Origin of the sequence: Kordiimonas sp. (assembly GCF_965216265.1) — a bacterium.
Taxonomy (GTDB): domain Bacteria; phylum Pseudomonadota; class Alphaproteobacteria; order Sphingomonadales; family Kordiimonadaceae; genus Kordiimonas.
Genome location: NZ_OZ244153.1, coordinates 1,807,095 through 1,823,570 on the forward strand (window position 1 = coordinate 1,807,095; position 16,476 = coordinate 1,823,570).

The 16,476-nt window shown below is 55.6% G+C and carries 12 protein-coding genes; 6 read left to right on the forward strand and 6 right to left on the reverse strand.

What is annotated here, in order from left to right:
* Window positions 1-188 precede the first annotated feature (188 nt).
* The gene (locus ACOOGA_RS08205) at window positions 189-803 is read right to left on the reverse strand and encodes a hypothetical protein (RefSeq protein ID WP_420430429.1); all 615 of its coding nucleotides are present in this window, start codon (window positions 801-803) and stop codon (window positions 189-191) included.
* A gap of 259 nt (window positions 804-1,062) precedes the next feature.
* Here ACOOGA_RS08205 and ACOOGA_RS08210 point away from each other — a divergent pair, with 259 nt between their 5' ends.
* The 6 genes from ACOOGA_RS08210 to ACOOGA_RS08235 all read left to right on the forward strand — a co-directional run bounded on the left by ACOOGA_RS08210 (window position 1,063) and on the right by ACOOGA_RS08235 (window position 10,362).
* A complete protein-coding gene (locus tag ACOOGA_RS08210; protein ID WP_420430431.1) occupies window positions 1,063-1,527 on the forward strand; it encodes an acyl-CoA thioesterase in 465 nt (154 codons plus the stop codon).
* The gene (locus ACOOGA_RS08215; RefSeq protein ID WP_420430433.1) at window positions 1,524-1,919 is read left to right on the forward strand and encodes a RidA family protein; all 396 of its coding nucleotides are present in this window, start codon (window positions 1,524-1,526) and stop codon (window positions 1,917-1,919) included. Before ACOOGA_RS08210 ends, ACOOGA_RS08215 begins: the two co-directional genes overlap by 4 nt.
* A 373-nt stretch (window positions 1,920-2,292) precedes the next feature.
* Complete coding sequence (locus ACOOGA_RS08220) at window positions 2,293-4,692, forward strand: FAD-dependent monooxygenase (protein WP_420430435.1); 2,400 nt, start codon at window positions 2,293-2,295, stop codon at window positions 4,690-4,692.
* Between the two features lie 105 nt (window positions 4,693-4,797).
* Window positions 4,798-5,862: an NAD-dependent epimerase gene (locus ACOOGA_RS08225; protein ID WP_420430437.1), complete on the forward strand. Its 1,065-nt coding sequence runs from the start codon at window positions 4,798-4,800 to the stop codon at window positions 5,860-5,862.
* A gap of 133 nt (window positions 5,863-5,995) precedes the next feature.
* Window positions 5,996-7,174 carry an efflux RND transporter periplasmic adaptor subunit gene (locus ACOOGA_RS08230; protein ID WP_420430439.1) on the forward strand — a complete coding sequence of 393 codons (1,179 nt, stop codon included), beginning with the start codon at window positions 5,996-5,998 and terminating at the stop codon, window positions 7,172-7,174.
* A complete protein-coding gene (locus ACOOGA_RS08235; protein WP_420430441.1) occupies window positions 7,171-10,362 on the forward strand; it encodes an efflux RND transporter permease subunit in 3,192 nt (1,063 codons plus the stop codon). Before ACOOGA_RS08230 ends, ACOOGA_RS08235 begins: the two co-directional genes overlap by 4 nt.
* An 11-nt stretch (window positions 10,363-10,373) precedes the next feature.
* On the opposite strand, the gene ACOOGA_RS08240 is transcribed toward ACOOGA_RS08235, so the two are convergent.
* The 5 genes from ACOOGA_RS08240 to ACOOGA_RS08260 form a co-directional block, all read right to left on the reverse strand.
* Window positions 10,374-10,754 (reverse strand): MGMT family protein, encoded by a 381-nt coding sequence (locus tag ACOOGA_RS08240; protein WP_420430443.1) that lies wholly within the window; start codon window positions 10,752-10,754, stop codon window positions 10,374-10,376.
* Between the two features lie 77 nt (window positions 10,755-10,831).
* The gene (locus ACOOGA_RS08245; RefSeq protein WP_420430445.1) at window positions 10,832-11,452 is read right to left on the reverse strand and encodes a hypothetical protein; all 621 of its coding nucleotides are present in this window, start codon (window positions 11,450-11,452) and stop codon (window positions 10,832-10,834) included.
* A 133-nt stretch (window positions 11,453-11,585) separates the two neighbouring features.
* Entirely contained in the window at window positions 11,586-13,268 is a 1,683-nt protein-coding gene (locus ACOOGA_RS08250; protein WP_420430447.1) for an AMP-binding protein, read from the reverse strand.
* 30 nt (window positions 13,269-13,298) lie between these two features.
* Complete coding sequence (locus ACOOGA_RS08255) at window positions 13,299-14,693, reverse strand: L-serine ammonia-lyase (RefSeq protein WP_417462348.1); 1,395 nt, start codon at window positions 14,691-14,693, stop codon at window positions 13,299-13,301.
* Window positions 14,694-14,880: 187 nt separating this feature from the next.
* Entirely contained in the window at window positions 14,881-16,317 is a 1,437-nt protein-coding gene (locus tag ACOOGA_RS08260) for a helix-turn-helix domain-containing protein (RefSeq protein ID WP_417462349.1), read from the reverse strand.
* Window positions 16,318-16,476 lie beyond the last annotated feature (159 nt).

Sequence of the window (16,476 nt, forward strand, 5' to 3'; positions counted from 1 at the left end):
TAACGTTACTGGCCCCCTGAAAGGCGCTAGAACGGTATTAATACATAATGTGAAAATCGCACAATCCCGACGGCGAGTCAAAAGATAACATGTTGCGATACGGTGACAGACACGCATGAGGTGTCTGTCATGTGGTTATATCGCAACAAGTGCTGCCGCAAACGCCCGGAAGGTTACAACCTGTTTGGTCAGGTTGGGCTGCCAGACTGTGACGGGTTGGGCTCTGTAACCACGGGAACCTCAGACGTGTCAGGCCGCGATGGGGTCCGGCGCTGCACCACCACAACCGGGGTGGTGGATGAGGTCGATATGGTTTGTGGCGCGGCATTAAACGCAATGAATAGCCCGCTGGCCGAGCTGCGAGCCGCCGAAGCCTGAATGGCGGCAGCGCCTGCTGGGTTGCGGCGCTGTATTTTTGTGCGCACCTGGGCCGCCACATTGCCAACCTTCGCTGCGAGACTGGCATTGGCGTTGTTCACACTGGGGTCTTCAACTAGCGCCAGTGCCGCCAGTGTCATTGCCGTGGCGGATGCATCGTCACTATCAGCCAGCGCGAGACCCATGTCAGCCATGGCGTCGGCGATGCCCGCCAGCATGGCCGCGTTACCGGCCCCGACCTGAGCCGTGGCAAAGGCGCTGAAACCCTCCCAATTCCCGGCTTGCGCCAGCGCAACCAGTTGGGCCTGCACGCCCTGTTGTTGTGGGGTAGCGCTTTGCGCCTGCGCGGCAGGGCTAAAGGTGGGGGAGAGCGCAAGTGTAGCACCGAGCATACCAAAGGCAGCCACTAGAATGACCAGTCTCATTTATTGAGAACTCCTGATATCGGGAACTTCTGGCACCATACGCCGAAGGCAGGACGCCCTCGGTCCGGTGCGATGAGCATTATCTCACCTCGTTTGCGCGCACGCGAATCACCTTTTCTGATGCATTTACACTTGTGGCAAAACCGTGCCGCAAACCAGGCCAAAGACCAAGCCCGAGACCCTACTTGTGGGCAATTTAATTTAGTGCTAAAGTATTTTCAGATCAGCTTTTAACGAACCACCAGAAACCGGGGAATTGATGCCAGTTTTTTCCAAAAACGTGCAGGTGCGCTTTGCCCATGTTGATGCGGCGGGCATCATGTTTTACCCGCGCTATTTTGGCCTGATCAACGATCTGGTTGAGGACTGGTTTGCAGACGGCCTTGGGTTCAGTTTCCGTCAGCTTCATCTGGTAGAAAAACGGGCCGTACCCACCGCTCATATCGAGGTGGATTTCCATGCACCCAGCAAGCTTGATGACAAATTGACATTCACGTTGGCAGTTGAACGCCTTGGCGGTGCAAGCTGCCACCTGAAGATAGCGGCCACGTGCGGCGACGAGGCCCGGCTGAGCGGCAACCTCGTGCTGGTGCATTTGGATATGGCCACCGGCCAGAGCCTGCGCTGGCCCGATGACATGAGGGCCAAAATGGCCAACTGGCCAGCGAATAATACAGAGAATGGTACAGAGAGATACCCAGACCAGAACGGAGAGAGTGCATGAAAACCCTGTTGCCGGAAGGCTGGCCACGGCCAAGCGGATATTCAAACGGCGTAATGGCTGAAGGCCGCATGGTGTTTATTGCGGGCCAGATTGGCTGGACAAAAGACATGGTTTTTGAGGCTTCGGACTTCCTTGGCCAGCTTAGGCAAACGCTTGAAAACACGCTCGCCATCCTTGCTGAGGCGGGTGCGGGGCCGGAGCATATCACCCGCATGACATGGTATGTAACCAGCCGGGACGAGTATCTGGCAAACCTTTCCGGCATGGGGGCTGTATGGCGCGAGCTGATGGGCAAAAACTATCCAACCATGGCCTGTGTTGAGGTGTCTGGCCTGATGGAAGCGCGGGCAAAAATCGAGATTGAAACCACCGCCGTATTGCCAAAAGACTGAGGGGCACCATAGTCCGGCACCTCAGGCTGTCGCTTCGGCAGACCTCGCGCTGTCGTCCCGGCACTTGATGCCAGAACCTCATCAAGTAGCGAGGCACGGCGGCGAGGAGATTCCGGCTTTCGCCGGGATGACAGAGAGGAAGAGACCCATGGTCAATGAGAGGTTTGGGGCACGGGATGGCAAGTTAGAGGCAAGCGCACACCAAAGCGTCACTCCCGCGAAGGCGGGAGTCCATATGCCCAAAAGGGCCAAAAGAGAAAGGTTTTCCATGACACCGATTTTCTGGATTGCCTTCCCCCGCGCCCAGGGCCGCTCGCCGGGAATGACTGGAAGAAAACACACCGCTTCATGCGGACTGTAGTGAGGGAAACCGATGAAAATTACCGTTATTGGCGGCGGCCCCGGCGGGCTTTATTTTGCGCTTTTGACCAAAAAGGCGCGGCCTGATTTCAAGATCGAGGTGATTGAACAGAACCTTGAGGGCGATACCTTCGGTTTTGGTGTGGTGTTTTCTGACGAAACGCTGGATGAGTTTTTTGCCGCAGACGATGCGAGTTATGACCTGATACGCGATCATTTCGCCTATTGGCAGGATATTGTGGTGGAAAAGGGCGGCGACCGCACCATCATTGGCGGCAACGGTTTTGCCGGATGCTCGCGCTTCAAGCTTCTTGAGATTTTATGTGCGCGGTGCCGCGATGTGGGCGTGAAGCTCAGCTTCGGCACGCGAGTGAACGCTGAAACGGTGGAAGCGAATTTCAATGACAGTGACCTGATTATCGCCGCCGACGGAATCGGAAGTGCTATCCGCGACGCGCGGGCAGAAAAGTTTGGCAGCAGCGTTGAGATGCGCAAAAACTATTTCACCTGGCTTGGCTCCACCCGGCCACTGGATGCTTTCACGTTTTTTTTCAAGGAAACGCCGGAAGGGCATTTCTGCGCCCATACCTATGAGTATGAGGCCGGGAAATCCACCTGGGTGATTGAATGCACGCCCGAGGCTTATGAAAATTGTGGGTTTGAGAACATGAGCGAAGAGGAAAGCGCGCGTTTTCTTGAGCAAGTGTTTGAGGCAGAGCTGGCGGGCCACGGCCTGATTACCAACCGATCGATCTGGAGGCGGTTTCCCCGTGTGCGGTGTGATACCTGGGCGGAGGGTAAAACCATCCTGCTTGGTGACGCCAAGGCCACCGCGCATTGGTCTATCGGCTCCGGCACCAAGCTTGCGATGGAATGTGCCATCGGGCTTTCAGACAGCGTGCTTGAAAACGCAGGCGACCGGGATGCGATCATCGCAGCCTATGAAGACAAGCGCCGGACGCCGGTTGAGATCATCCAGCACGCGGCGGATGTGAGCTTGCGCTGGTTTGAGGACATGCCGCGCCACTTCACCAAAAAGCGCTATGAATTCGCCTTTGCGCTGATGTCACGCTCAAAAAGCATCACATGGGACAATCTAGCCCTACGGGATGCTGGGTTTTTGGCGAAAGTTGAGGACGAATTTTACGCCACACTCGCGCCACACAATGCCACGGATTCCGCCACAGATTCGGGCAAGTGTGGCGAAAAAACCGGGGGGTGTGGCATGAGCTTTCAGGAGGCGCGCCCAACGCCCATGTTCACGCCGTTTCGCTTGCGTGGCATGACGGTGCCGAACCGGGTGGTGGTGGCGCCAATGGCGCAATATTCCGCCGCTGACGGCATGCCGACCGACTGGCATCTGATGCACTACGGCGCGCGCGGCGTGGGCGGTGCGGGCCTGGTGTTCACCGAGATGACCTGCCCGAGCCCAGACGCCCGCATTACCGATTATTGCACCGGTATCTGGAACGATGCACAGGAAGACGCCTGGCGGCAAATTGTTGATTTTATTCATGAAAATTCCGGTGCCAAGGTGTGCATGCAGATCGGCCACGCGGGCCGCAAAGGCTCCACCAAACACCCGAAAGCGGGGGCAGACCTGCCAAAATCATCCGGCAACTGGCCGCTTATCAGCGCCTCCGCCATCCCCTTCAAGGCCGGTGTCAACCAGACGCCTAAGGCTATGGACCGGGATGACATGAACCGCATCAAGGCCGAGTTTGTGGGCGCCACGGAACGCGCTGCCCGCGCGGGTTTCGACATGGTTGAGCTGCACGGCGCACACGGTTATCTGATCGCCAGTTTCCTCTCACCGCTCACCAATACCCGCACTGACGAATACGGCGGAAGCGCAGAAAACCGCGCCCGTTACCCCCTTGAGGTGTTTCGCGCCATGCGGGATGCTTTCCCCGATGACCGGCCAATTTCCGTACGGCTATCGGCTTGGGACTGGGCTGAAGGCGGCATAAACTGGGCGGATTTGAAGGTCATTTCACAGGCGTTCAAGGATGCTGATGTTGACCTCATCAATGTCTCCACCGGGCAAACCGTGCCCCACCAAAAACCTATTTATGGCCGGATGTACCAGGTGCCATTTGCCGATTTTATCCGGGCGGAAGTTGACATTCCGGTAATGACTGTAGGGAACATTACGCTTCCGGAACAAATTAACACCATCCTTGCCTCCAGCCGGGCAGACTTAGTGGCGCTCGCGCGCCCCCACCTCAACAACCCCGCCTTCACCCGCGCGGCCGCCGCGCATTATGGGGTCAAAGACCCGCATTGGCCGATCCAGTACAAAACCGGCGAGATGCAGGCGATGCGTGAGGCAGAGAAAGATAACGAGAAAAACAGGGAAACCGCGCGCAAACTTCGCCCGCCCCGCCGCCACTACACCCGCGCCTCTGACTGATTTTTTCGCTTAAATCTTGAATTTATAGTGGTTTAGCGGGAAGTTACCATCAACTGTCACAACAGTGATATAGATTGCGATGTGGTCAATTCAGAAGGTGGTTTTATGAAGGTTCTCGTCACCGGTGCTGCGGGTTTTATTGGTAGCCATGTCGCGCTTTATCTGCTCGCGAGAGGCGATGAAGTCGTCGGCCTCGACAATCTGAACAACTATTACGACGTATCGCTCAAGGAAGCCAGATTGGCTCGTATTCAGGCCTTTGCACGCGGTGAGTTATCTGAGGACATCTACCCCGGCGCTCAAGAAAGTGGCAAGCCAACTGGCTCGTTCAGGTTCGTTAAGATGAGCCTTGAAGACCGTGAGGGCATCGCGGCGCTGTTTGAAACCGAAAAGTTTGACGGTGTTATCAATCTGGCGGCACAGGCCGGAGTTCGTCACTCGCTTGACGCGCCATTTGACTATATCGATAGCAATATCACCGGTTTCCTCACCATCCTTGAAGGCTGCCGCCACAACAAGGTGGACCATCTGGTTTATGCGTCTTCAAGCTCGGTTTACGGCGCCAATACCAACATGCCGTTTACTGTGCATGACCCTGCGGACCACCAGGTTGCGCTATACGGCGCCACAAAACGCGCAAACGAGCTGATGGCGCACAGCTATTCGCATCTTTTTAATATCCCCACCACGGGCTTGCGCTTTTTTACCGTTTACGGCCCTTGGGGCCGACCTGACATGAGCCCTTTTCTCTTTGCAGACGCCATTTTGAACGACAAGCCGATCAATGTTTTCAACAACGGCAACCACATGCGAGATTTCACTTATATCGACGATATCGTGCGCGGGGTTGTTGCCTCACTGGATACGCCCGCCACCCCAGATCAAGCTTGGGATAGCGGAAACCCTGCTGCGGCGTCATCAAAAACACCGTGGCGGATCCATAACATTGGCAACGGCCAGCCGGTGAAACTCATGCGGTATATTGAAATTATGGAAGATTGCCTTGGCAAAAAGGCGGCCAAGAATTACCTGCCCCTTCAGCCCGGCGACGTGCCAGACACCAGCGCCAGCGTTGAAACACTGGAAGCCGCAACCGGATACAAGCCAGACACGCCCATCGAGATTGGCGTTAAAAACTTCGCAGACTGGTACCGAGCGTACTACAGCTAAAACAAGGTAACCCCTTGGCCTAAGCTCTCTTTGCCCTAGTTCCTGTTCACAATTGCCGCAGTTTCCAAAAAAACTTTGACGGCTTTTGTGGTTTCGCCTCGTATAGAGAAGCGACACAAACAAAGGGGCACCTATGAAACGGGTTATCGAGGCATTCCATGTGAAACGCGGGTCGGAGCGTTCCATCGGCTTTTTGCAGGTGATTTTGGTTGTTCTGGTGGTGGCTGGCACCATCGGCGTCACCAGGTTGATCCGAAGCGGTGGCGCCAGCGGCCCCGGTGTCTCCCAATCCCTCGAGCAAGTGGTCGTCGATATCGTCACGCCGCGTGAAGTGGCTCATACCCTCAAACGGACCCTGACCGGTGAAGTTGAAGCGCGCGCCAGTGTCACCATCACCCCGCAAGTATCTGGCCGTGTCACAACCATTCACCCCCGCCTCGCCCCCGGCATGACCGTAAACGCCAGCGATATTTTGTTTGAGATTGATCCTTTGGATTTCGAGCTGGCGCTTGAACAGGCCGAAGCGCAGGTCGCGGCTGCAGAAGCGGAATTGCTGCAAACCGAGGCAACCGCAGGCAACTATATTAAAGACTGGAAACGTGTTTTCCCCAGCGAGCCCGCACCAGCCCTTGTCGCCAAAGAACCTCAGGTAAAAGCGCTTGAGGCAAAATTGCGCTCTGCCAAAGCTATTGTTTCGCAAGCGAAACTAAATTTGTCTCGCACCAAATACAGCCTCGGCTATGACGCGCGCATCACCGACAGCCGGGTGGAGAAGGGGCAACTTCTTAACGCCAATGGTCAATATGGTTCGCTTTATGCGCTTGATGGCCTTCGCGTGCGCGCCAGCATCACACCGGAAGACCTTACCTTGCTGCAACTTAGCCCCGGCAAAACCGTAACGCTTTCCAGCGATATGATCGGCGCAGGCCCCACAGACACGGCAATATCGAGCATTGGTGGCGCGCTGAGTGATAAAACCCGGCTGCAACCGATTTTTGCAGCAGTGCCCGAAGGCATGGATATTGTGCCCGGCGCTTTTGTGCAGATCGATGTTGAAACCGCCGTATCCGGCACGCTCTACCAATTGCCGCAAACAGCGCTGGCCACCAGTACGACCGTTTGGACCGTACAGTCCGGCAGACTTCGCCAAACTGACGTGCAGGTTATTGATGTTGCAGGCGATTATATTTTCACCATGCCTTTTGATGCCCACGACGGCGTAGTCACCACGGAAGTCCCCACAAGCTTTGTCAACCGCCCGGTTACCGTCCGTAATCATAATGGTCGTAACCGTGATGGGTCACCGTCATGAGCAAAGACAAGCTTGAAGGTGGTGGGCTTTTAACGCTCGTCGCTAAATTCCTTGAAAACCCGGTGATGACCAATCTGCTGATGGTTTTCCTGATCGTCGGGGGTTTGATGACGGCTGTGACCATGCGGTCAGAGGTGTTCCCAACCGTTGATGTTGGCACCATCTCGGTCAGCGTCACCTACCCCGGCGCTACCCCGCTTGAAGTTGAAGACAGCATCACCCGCCGGGTGGAAGAAGCCGTACTTGGCATCAACGGTGTTGAGCGCGTGCGGTCATACGCCTTTGAGAACCGGGCGAGTGTTGTGCTTGAGCTGGAAGATTTTATCGATGCCTACCGCGTGAAAGACGAGGTACAGGCTGCCATCGATGCGCTGATCGATTTCCCGCCCGGCAACGCGGAAGAGCCTATTGTCAGCGTTACTCAGTCGCTCTCGAATGTGCTTACGTTGGTGCTTACCGGACAAGCAGCAGAAGAGAACCTGCGCCAAACCGCTGAGCTGCTTGAACGTGACCTGCTCGCGCTTGAGGTGGTGTCGGCTGTAAACCTGCGCGGCACTCGTGCCCGCGAGATATCTATTGAAGTGAGCGAGGATACACTCCGCAAATATGGGCTCACCTTTGGCGAAGTAGCCGAAGCTGTGCGGCAATCGTCTATCGAGCTTTCAGGCGGCACGATCAAGTCCGGTGGTGGCCAGATCCTGTTGCGCACGGATGCAAAAGCCCGCGTGGGCGAAGAGTTTGCCAACATCACATTACGCGCCACCGCGAACGGAGAAAGCCTCCGGCTGGGTGATATCGCGCGGGTTGAAGACGGCCTCACGGACGACGAGCTTATCAACACCTATAACGGCGCACCGGCTATTTTCCTCGATATTTTAAGGAACGAAAGCAAGGATATCCTGCTGGTTAAAAGTCAGGTTTCCGACTATGTGGGCACAGTCACCCTGCCACAAGGGCAAGCGCTGATTGTCTTTCGCGACCAGACGGAGATTCTGGCAGACCGCATCAGCCTGCTCACCAGCAACGCGCTGCTTGGCTTTGCGCTTGTATTTCTGATGCTCGTGATCACGCTTGATTTCAAGCTCGCCTTTTGGGTGGCGATGGGTATTCCAATCAGCTTCCTTGGTGGTTTCCTGATCTTCGGCAGCGCAGGTGTTTCGCTCAACATGGTCACTCTTTTTGCGCTCATTGTCGTGATTGGTATCGTGGTGGATGACGCCATCGTGGTGGGGGAGAATATCTATTCTGAACAACAGGCGGGTCACAAGGGCCGCCGCGCCGCCTTTGAAGGCGTGAAAAACATCTTCGCGCCTGTGCTTGTTGGTGTACTCACCACCATGGCCGCTTTTGCGCCGCTCCTGTTCCAGACCGGCACGTTTGCGGAGATAACCCGGCCCATACCGGTGGCGGTAATCGCTATCCTTTTTGTCTCGCTCATTGAAGCGCTGCTTATCCTGCCTACCCACCTTTCCAATGAGAAAAGATGGTCCAAAGGCATGCTGCGCGCGTTTCAGCTCAAGGTGTCGCGCTCGCTGGATGCTTTTGCTGTCGGGCCACTTCAGCGTTTGATCATCAAGACCAGTGAGTTTCGCTATGTGACCCTCGCTGCCGCAGTTGGTTTTATTATGATTGCAAGCTCGCTTGTGGGTGCGGGTTTTGTACGTGTTGTGTTTTTTCCCAGCATCGAAGGTACAGAGATTTCTGCCAACCTGGCACTCCCGGAAGGTGCTCCATTTGACGCAACCGTCGAAGCAATGGAGCAGATAGAAACCGCGCTCAAAAAAGTGGCGCAGGAAATTGAGGATGAGACCGGGGAAACGGTTATCAACGCTGTCGCCATCACGATCGGGGCCAAATACTCACAGGCTACCGGCCCTGGCTCCCTATCCTCAAGCTCTCTCGCGAGCCATTTGGGGCAAATTACCGTTGAGCTGGTGCCAACAGACGCACGCAGTATTTCATCCCGCGAAATTAGCCGTCGCTGGCAACAAGCCGTGGGTACTGTGCCGGGTGCCGAAACACTTTCTTATGCTTCAACCATCGGCCCGAGCAGCGTTGATGTGGGCTATGAAATGACCCATGTCGACCAACGAGAGCTTCAAAAAGCCGCAAGTGAACTGGCGGACCGCCTGAGCGCTATCGAAGGCGTTGACCAGATTGACGCTGGCCTTGACCTCGGCAAGCGGCAGTTTGAGTTTACCATGACCCCGTCTGGCCATGCGGCGGGCCTGCGCCCGCAAGACCTCGCCCGCCAGCTACGGCAGGCCTATTTTGGCGACGAAGTACAACGCATTCAACGCGGCCGGGATGAGATCAAGGTTTATGTACGCTATCCGCGCGAGACCCGCCATGATCTGACGGCACTCACAAAGCTTCGCATCAGGTTGCCTTCGGGCGAAGGAGTGCCGCTCAGCCATGTTGCCACCATTGAAGAAGGGCGCAGCCCAACCTCAATTGAGCGTGTGAATGGCAGACGCATTCTGACCGTTACCGCAGATGTGGATGAAGGCATCACAACGCCCAATGTGGTGAATGAGCTGATACAGGCAAGTATACTGCCCGATATCATGGCGGCTCACCCTGGGCTTCGCTGGCAACTGGAAGGCGGGTCGCGCGAACAGAATGAGGATTTTGCGTCGCTCCTGCGGGGCTTCACGCTGGCGCTTCTTGTGATCTATGCGCTTGTGGCCACCCAGCTGAAGAGCTACCTGCAACCGGTGATCATCATCGTGTCTATCCCGCTTGGGATTGCTGGTGCGATTATCGGCCACATGGTGCTCGGGTTCGACCTGTCCTTCGTTTCCATGTTTGGGGTTGTGGCGCTGGCCGGTGTGGTTGTTAACGCATCTGTGGTGCTGGTGGACCGCTACAACATCGAGCTTTCAACGCCCGGCACCATACCGATTGACGCGGCTGTGCGCGCAACGCTCCGGCGCTTCCGGCCTATCGCGCTCACCACCATCACCACAGCGCTTGGACTACTGCCCATTATCTCGGAAACAAGCCCACAAGCACAGTTTCTGATCCCCATGGCCGTCAGCCTCGCAACCGGCCTATTGATATCCAGCACGCTAATGCTGTTTGTGCTACCCGCGATCGTGTTGATTGTGGAAGATATTCGCGGTTTGGGGGCATCCAAAACTGAAGCGACGGCGGCAGACGAAGCGGAAAAGCCGTCAAACAGTTGAGGCGGTTTTGGCTACCCGGGCCAGCCCGACTGAATGGTGAGAAAGTCCATAAACTCGATGTTATGCTTTCCGAGCCATGCTTCGCCCGGGCCTTCCCATCGGTGCAATTTCCAATCCACCTTGCCGGATTTTTTGAAGGTCACGCCTTCTTCCTCAAGGCGCATCCGCTGGCGGGAGGCTCCTTCACGCTCGCTGATCTGCCCGGCGGAATTGATGACACGCTGCCATGGGATACCCTCACCCCTCGGCGTCCCCGCCATGGCAAAACCAACGATGCGTGGTGTAACGCCAGGCAACAGGCTGGCCACCATGCCGTAGCTTGCCACCTGCCCTTCGGGAATTTCGCGCACCAGCTCATATATAGCGGGGAAACTGGCGTAGGTTCGTGCCATGGGCTTTGTACCTCAGGAGTGTTTTTGACGATGCCTTTAGCATAACCTCAAACATCCGACGCCAGCATGCAAGGGGGTTAGTTGAGAGAAAAACGGTAGGGCCTGCAGGACAGCATCACATAGTCTGCCTTGCGCACCTTTTTGTCACCAAAGTCGAGCAAAAATTCGGCTTCATCCTCACCGGACACTACGACTTTCTGCCCTTTGAGAACCGACCATTTTTTGTCGGTGCAGCTTTCAGGGAAAATGACCTTGAGCCCACTGTGCTTGGCGGCAAAAACGGAAAGTACACCGCGGAAGCTTTTGGCTTCACCCCAAGCCTGGTGGACCCTGTCGTGCAGGTCACTGACCTTGTACCTTGTCTTTGAAACGACAGCGACATCCACACTCAAGGTAATGGCAAGCGTGCCTTTTGGCTGGTTGCTGAAAACAACCGGATTGGCTTCCAGCATATCGGCCGTTGGGCGAAACCTTAGCCGCCCATCCGCCTCCGGGCCAAACGCATATTCCTGATTCTGATAGCGGAAGTGAAGCTTGATCTCGCTTGGTTCCACCTCTTTGGAAGTAAGCGTATAAACTGGCAGCAGCGCCAATTCATCGTTGACAGATTTTTCCAGATATTTCTCGTATCCGTCATAGAGCCTGGCCATCGGGATACTGCTCTCCGCGTCAGCATCCGCTACTACTTGTGTGCTCAAGGCGAAGGAAAATATAATCAACAACATACGCAACATTACCGGTCATCCTCGTTTTATCCCCGAGGCCTCATTCTAGAGAAGATTACGGCGGATGAATGGCAATACGGCGACGCTTGATTGACGTTTGGGCTGCCTATGCAGTCTCCACAACCTTGAGGCCAAGGTCCTTGATCATGGTGTTGCGCATTTCGAATTTCTGGATTTTTCCGGTCACGGTCATCGGGTATTCGTCAACAAAACGAATGTATCGCGGGATTTTGTAATGCGCGATCTGGCCATCACAATAGGCCTTGATGTTATCCGCATCTCCACGGCAGCCGTCCTTGAGCTGGACCCAGGCGCACAGCTCTTCGCCGAACTTTTCATCAGGTACGCCGAAAACCTGCACGTCCTCAATATCCGGGTGGCCATAGAGAAACTCTTCCACCTCGCGAGGGTACACATTTTCGCCGCCGCGGATAACCATATCCTTCACCCGGCCGGTGATACGACAGTAACCTTCTTCGTCAATCACCCCCAGGTCGCCCGTATGCATCCAACCGTCTTCATCAATCGACTCAGCGGTGCGCTCCTCATCGTTCCAATACCCCTGCATCACCAGATAACCCCGCGTGCACAGCTCACCCTGTGTGCCTCGGGGTACGATATGTCCGTCCTCGTCAACCACCTTCACTTCTACATGCGGGTGGATACGCCCCACGGTAGACGTTCGCCGCTCAAGGGGGTCATCAAGCCCGGTCTGAAAGCTCACGGGGCTCGTCTCCGTCATGCCGTAAGCAATCGTGCATTCGCTCATATGCATGTCTGAGATCACACGTTTCATCACCTCCACCGGGCAAGGTGAACCTGCCATGATGCCGGTACGAAGGCTCGTGAGGTCATAACCTTTGAAATCAGGGTGTGCCAGTTCTGCGATAAACATGGTTGGTACGCCCTGAAGGCCTGTGCAGCGTTCCTGCGCAACTGCATCCAACACGCTTTTGGGCTCAAATGCTTCTGCGGGAAACACCAGCGTGGCGCCAACGGTCATACACGCGAGCACAGACATCACCATACCAAAACAGTGGTAAAGCGGCACCGGCACACAAAGCCGGTCCTGGTCACTCAGGCTCATACCCTTAGCGCAGTACCGGGCGTTATTGAGGATATTGACGTGCGTGAGTGTCGCGCCTTTTGGCGAGCCTGTGGTCCCGGAGGTGAACTGCACATTGATCGCATCATCCGCCTTCAGGGAAGGTGTGATAGACGCCAGTTTTTCATAGTGCTCGTCTTCGGCAAAATCTGCGATATCGGCAAAACAGAAAAACCCGCCCGGTGCCTCATCCGCCATGGTGATCGCGAACCTGAGATGGGGCAAGCGCTCCGCATCCAGTCTGCCGTGCGGATAGTCCGGCAGCTCAGGCGCCAGCGTTTGCAGCATCTCTTCATAGTTGGAGGATTTGAACTGGTCCGCAAGGATCAGTGCTTTGCACTCGACCTTGTTGAGCGCATACTCAAGTTCGGAAAGCCGGTAGGCCGGATTGATATTCACCTGAATAAGCCCGGCGAGCGCCGTGGCAAACTGCGCGAGCACCCACTCAATGCGGTTTGGCCCCCAGACACCGACACGGTCCCCCGGCTCCAGCCCGAGCGCAAGCAGCCCGGCGGCAATAGCCTCCGCGTCATGATACAGCTCAGCCCATGTCAGGCGGATATCGTCGTCTACAAAGACAACCGCTTCGTTATCGGGGAATTTTTCTGCGGTCTGGCGCAACACTTCGCCGATGGTGGCATGAAGGAGCGGGTCCGAAGTATCGCCTTTAACGTAACTTTCCATCCCGCTCTCCCCTTCAGTTTTAATAGGCGCCTAGCAGTCAACCACCGTTGCTGCAATCGGCACAGTAACAGCCAATCCGCCGCGTGCCGTTTCTTTATATTTTGAGCGCATATCGCGTCCGGTCAAGCGCATGGTGCGAATTACCTTGTCGAGCGAGACAAAATGTTTGCCATCACCCCTAAGCGCGAGCCGCGCAGCGTTGATTGCCTTGATCGCCGCCATGGCGTTCCGTTCAATGCACGGCACCTGCACGAGGCCGCCTATGGGGTCACATGTAAGACCAAGATTATGCTCCATACCAATCTCCGCCGCGTTTTCCACTTGCTCAGGTGTGCCACCAAGCACTTCCGTGAGCCCTGCAGCCGCCATCGAACATGCTGAGCCAACCTCACCCTGACAGCCCACTTCCGCGCCAGAGATGGAAGCGTTTTCCTTGAACAACTTGCCAACTGCACCAGCAGTGAGAAGGAAACGCACAACACCGTCGTCATTCGCACCGGGAATGAACCGCGCATAATAATGCAGCACCGCGGGCACAATGCCGGCAGCACCGTTCGTGGGTGCGGTGACCACGCGGCCACCAACAGCGTTTTCCTCGTTCACCGCAAGGGCATAGAGGTTCACCCAGTCCAGAATGGTGAGCGGGTCTGTAAGCGCTGTTTCAGGCCTATCGGCGAGCTGACGATAGAGCGAAGCCGCCCGGCGTTTGATTTTGAGGCCTGGCATCTCTCCGCCCCGGCTACAGCCCCGGCGCACGCATTCCTGCATCACGCTCCAGATTTCAAGCAGCTCAGCCCTGATCTGCTGCACGCTGCGCATCTTCTTCTCGTTCGCCATCATGATGGCCGAGATAGATTTGCCATTTTTTGCACAATGCTCCAGAAGCTCAACCCCACTTTTGAACGGGTAGGGCAACGCCACCTTTTCCTCAACGAACTTGTCTTTTTTGGCTTCGTTTTCGTGCACAATGAAGCCACCACCGATGGAATAATAGATCGCGCGGGAAAGCTCAGCACCGTCCGCACCGTAGGCCCAAAACTCCATACCGTTGGGGTGAAATGGCAGTTGCTCACGCGGCAGAAGCTGAAGGTCTGTGTCCTCTTCAAACGGCACTGCTTTTTTACCCATGAGATTGAGGCTTTTGCCTGACCGCACACCGGCGATCAGATCAGGAATACCTTCCACATCCACGGCACGTGGGCATTCGCCCAACAAGCCGAGGATAACGGCACCATCAGAGCCGTGACCCCGCCCGGTAGCACCAAGAGAACCGTAGAGTTTTGTTACCAGCCGCGCAGTGTTCTCAAGCTTGCCGTCTTCATCCAGCTTCTCAACAAATTCACGCGCTGCTTTCATCGGCCCCACCGTGTGGGAACTTGATGGGCCAATGCCAATATTAAACAGGTCAAGAACGCTGGTACTCATGATGTATCGGGCCTCACAAAGAGTGGTTTATCATTTGCGGCACACGCTACGTGTGACGCCCCATTTTGGCAACGGCAAATGGCGAAATTGTGAGCAAGATTATTTCAAGAATCAAATAAGCCCCAGAAAGCCGCCGGAATTTCTTGAAATATTATTACTCTACCCTGAAACAATGTTTCAGCTAGATTTATTCCTGGCTGAAACGGTATGCCGATATGCCACGAGAACGCTCGTCGAGCACAAGGTTGCGGGTGAGCGGCGGGTTGGCCCGCTGCGGGCACGCGGGCCGCTCGCACAACCGACAATTTGGCCCCACAGGTGTGGCGTCCAATGTCTCAAGGTCGTGGCCGGTCGCATAGATAAGCTCTCTTGCGTAAGCAATGTCGCATCCAAGACCAATGGCAAGTTGCTGGTCCGGCTGACCATAAACCGCCCCGACGCGCCTGACAGTGCGCGCGACCGAGAAATAGGTGGTGTCATCCGGCATCTGGATGATCTGGGTGGCGATCCGGCCTGAATTCGCGAAGGTATCGTGCACATTCCACAACGGGCACGTCCCGCCAAAGCGGGAGAAATGGAAGCGGCCAGCAGAAAAACGCTTCGATACGTTGCCCGCTTTGTCTACACGGATAAAGAAGAAAGGAACGCCACGCTCACCGGGGCGTTGCAACGTGGTAAGCCTGTGACATACCTGCTCAAAGCTGGTGCCAAAACGGCGGCCAAGGTGCTCAATATCATAGCGCAGGGTTTTTGCGTCCCGCAAGAAACGCCCGTAGGGCATCAAAAGCGCGCCAGCAAAATAGTTAGCCAAACTGATGCGCACAAGCCGTCGCGCCTCTTCCGTCTGCCAGGAGTGCATGTCACCCAGCCGCTGGATCATGGGCCTGAGCTCAAGCATGCCCAACTGGAAAGCGAGCTGGAACACCCGCGCAGGCGCATCCAGCATCTCGCTCACCAGCAGTTGCCTGCGGTGCAAGTCAAAGTGCCTCAGGGTTTCAGGCATCACCTCATGCGGCATGATGCGTACGCGAATGCCGTGCTCCTCATCAAGCCTGCCTGAAAGCACCATGAAGGCATCATCACGGCTGAGGCCCAGTTCGTCGTGCAGCGTCTCTGCCGCTTCATCAAGCTCGGGGAAGTAGTTTTTTCGGTCGTGGATATAATCCCGCACCTCATCCACCGGAAAGATAGAATCAACCTCACCACCCTCGCGTTCCGCGAACTGGCTGGAGATCTCTTTTGCGTTATGCCGGGCCTGCTCAAACGACTTGTAAAGAAGTGTAAATGCCTCCACGGCCTTCGGTGCGGCGTCCGCCATGTCCTGCATCTCGCCGCGCGACAGGCCGATGGACTTGAACATGGGGTCCGCAAGTACCTCCGAGAGGTCTGCAAAAGCACGCGCCTCATCGGTACCGGCAAAGGAGGTTAGCTCAACGTCGTAAACCTCTGCCAGACGCAGCAAAAACTGAGCAGAAACAGGACGTTGATTGCGCTCTACCAGATTGAGATAACTTGTGGAAAACGCAAGCGCCGCCGCCATTTGCGACTGACTAAGCCCCAGTTCACGCCTGAGCCGCCGTATGCGAGGGCCTGCAAATATCTTCTTTGTTGCTGCTTCAACCATGGGTTTCTCAATATTTTACAAAATTTACATATCGACATTTTTACATTTACAAAAGCATACACAAGAACACTTTTTGTATCAATTGTTGTTTGAACGGACGAAATAATGTGAAATATGAATGCTGCTGAACGCAATAAAGTTACTTGTTTCTGGGAAGGA

Bases quoted from the DNA above. Each gene is read 5' to 3' on its own strand.
- ACOOGA_RS08205 (WP_420430429.1), bottom strand. From the start codon at position 803: ATGAGACTGGTCATTCTAGTGGCTGCCTTTGGTATGCTCGGTGCTACA.
- ACOOGA_RS08210 (WP_420430431.1), top strand. From the start codon at position 1,063: ATGCCAGTTTTTTCCAAAAACGTGCAGGTGCGCTTTGCCCATGTTGAT.
- ACOOGA_RS08215 (WP_420430433.1), top strand. From the start codon at position 1,524: ATGAAAACCCTGTTGCCGGAAGGCTGGCCACGGCCAAGCGGATATTCA.
- ACOOGA_RS08220 (WP_420430435.1), top strand. From the start codon at position 2,293: ATGAAAATTACCGTTATTGGCGGCGGCCCCGGCGGGCTTTATTTTGCG.
- ACOOGA_RS08225 (WP_420430437.1), top strand. From the start codon at position 4,798: ATGAAGGTTCTCGTCACCGGTGCTGCGGGTTTTATTGGTAGCCATGTC.
- ACOOGA_RS08230 (WP_420430439.1), top strand. From the start codon at position 5,996: ATGAAACGGGTTATCGAGGCATTCCATGTGAAACGCGGGTCGGAGCGT.
- ACOOGA_RS08235 (WP_420430441.1), top strand. From the start codon at position 7,171: ATGAGCAAAGACAAGCTTGAAGGTGGTGGGCTTTTAACGCTCGTCGCT.
- ACOOGA_RS08240 (WP_420430443.1), bottom strand. From the start codon at position 10,754: ATGGCACGAACCTACGCCAGTTTCCCCGCTATATATGAGCTGGTGCGC.
- ACOOGA_RS08250 (WP_420430447.1), bottom strand. From the start codon at position 13,268: ATGGAAAGTTACGTTAAAGGCGATACTTCGGACCCGCTCCTTCATGCC.
- ACOOGA_RS08255 (WP_417462348.1), bottom strand. From the start codon at position 14,693: ATGAGTACCAGCGTTCTTGACCTGTTTAATATTGGCATTGGCCCATCA.
- ACOOGA_RS08260 (WP_417462349.1), bottom strand. From the start codon at position 16,317: ATGGTTGAAGCAGCAACAAAGAAGATATTTGCAGGCCCTCGCATACGG.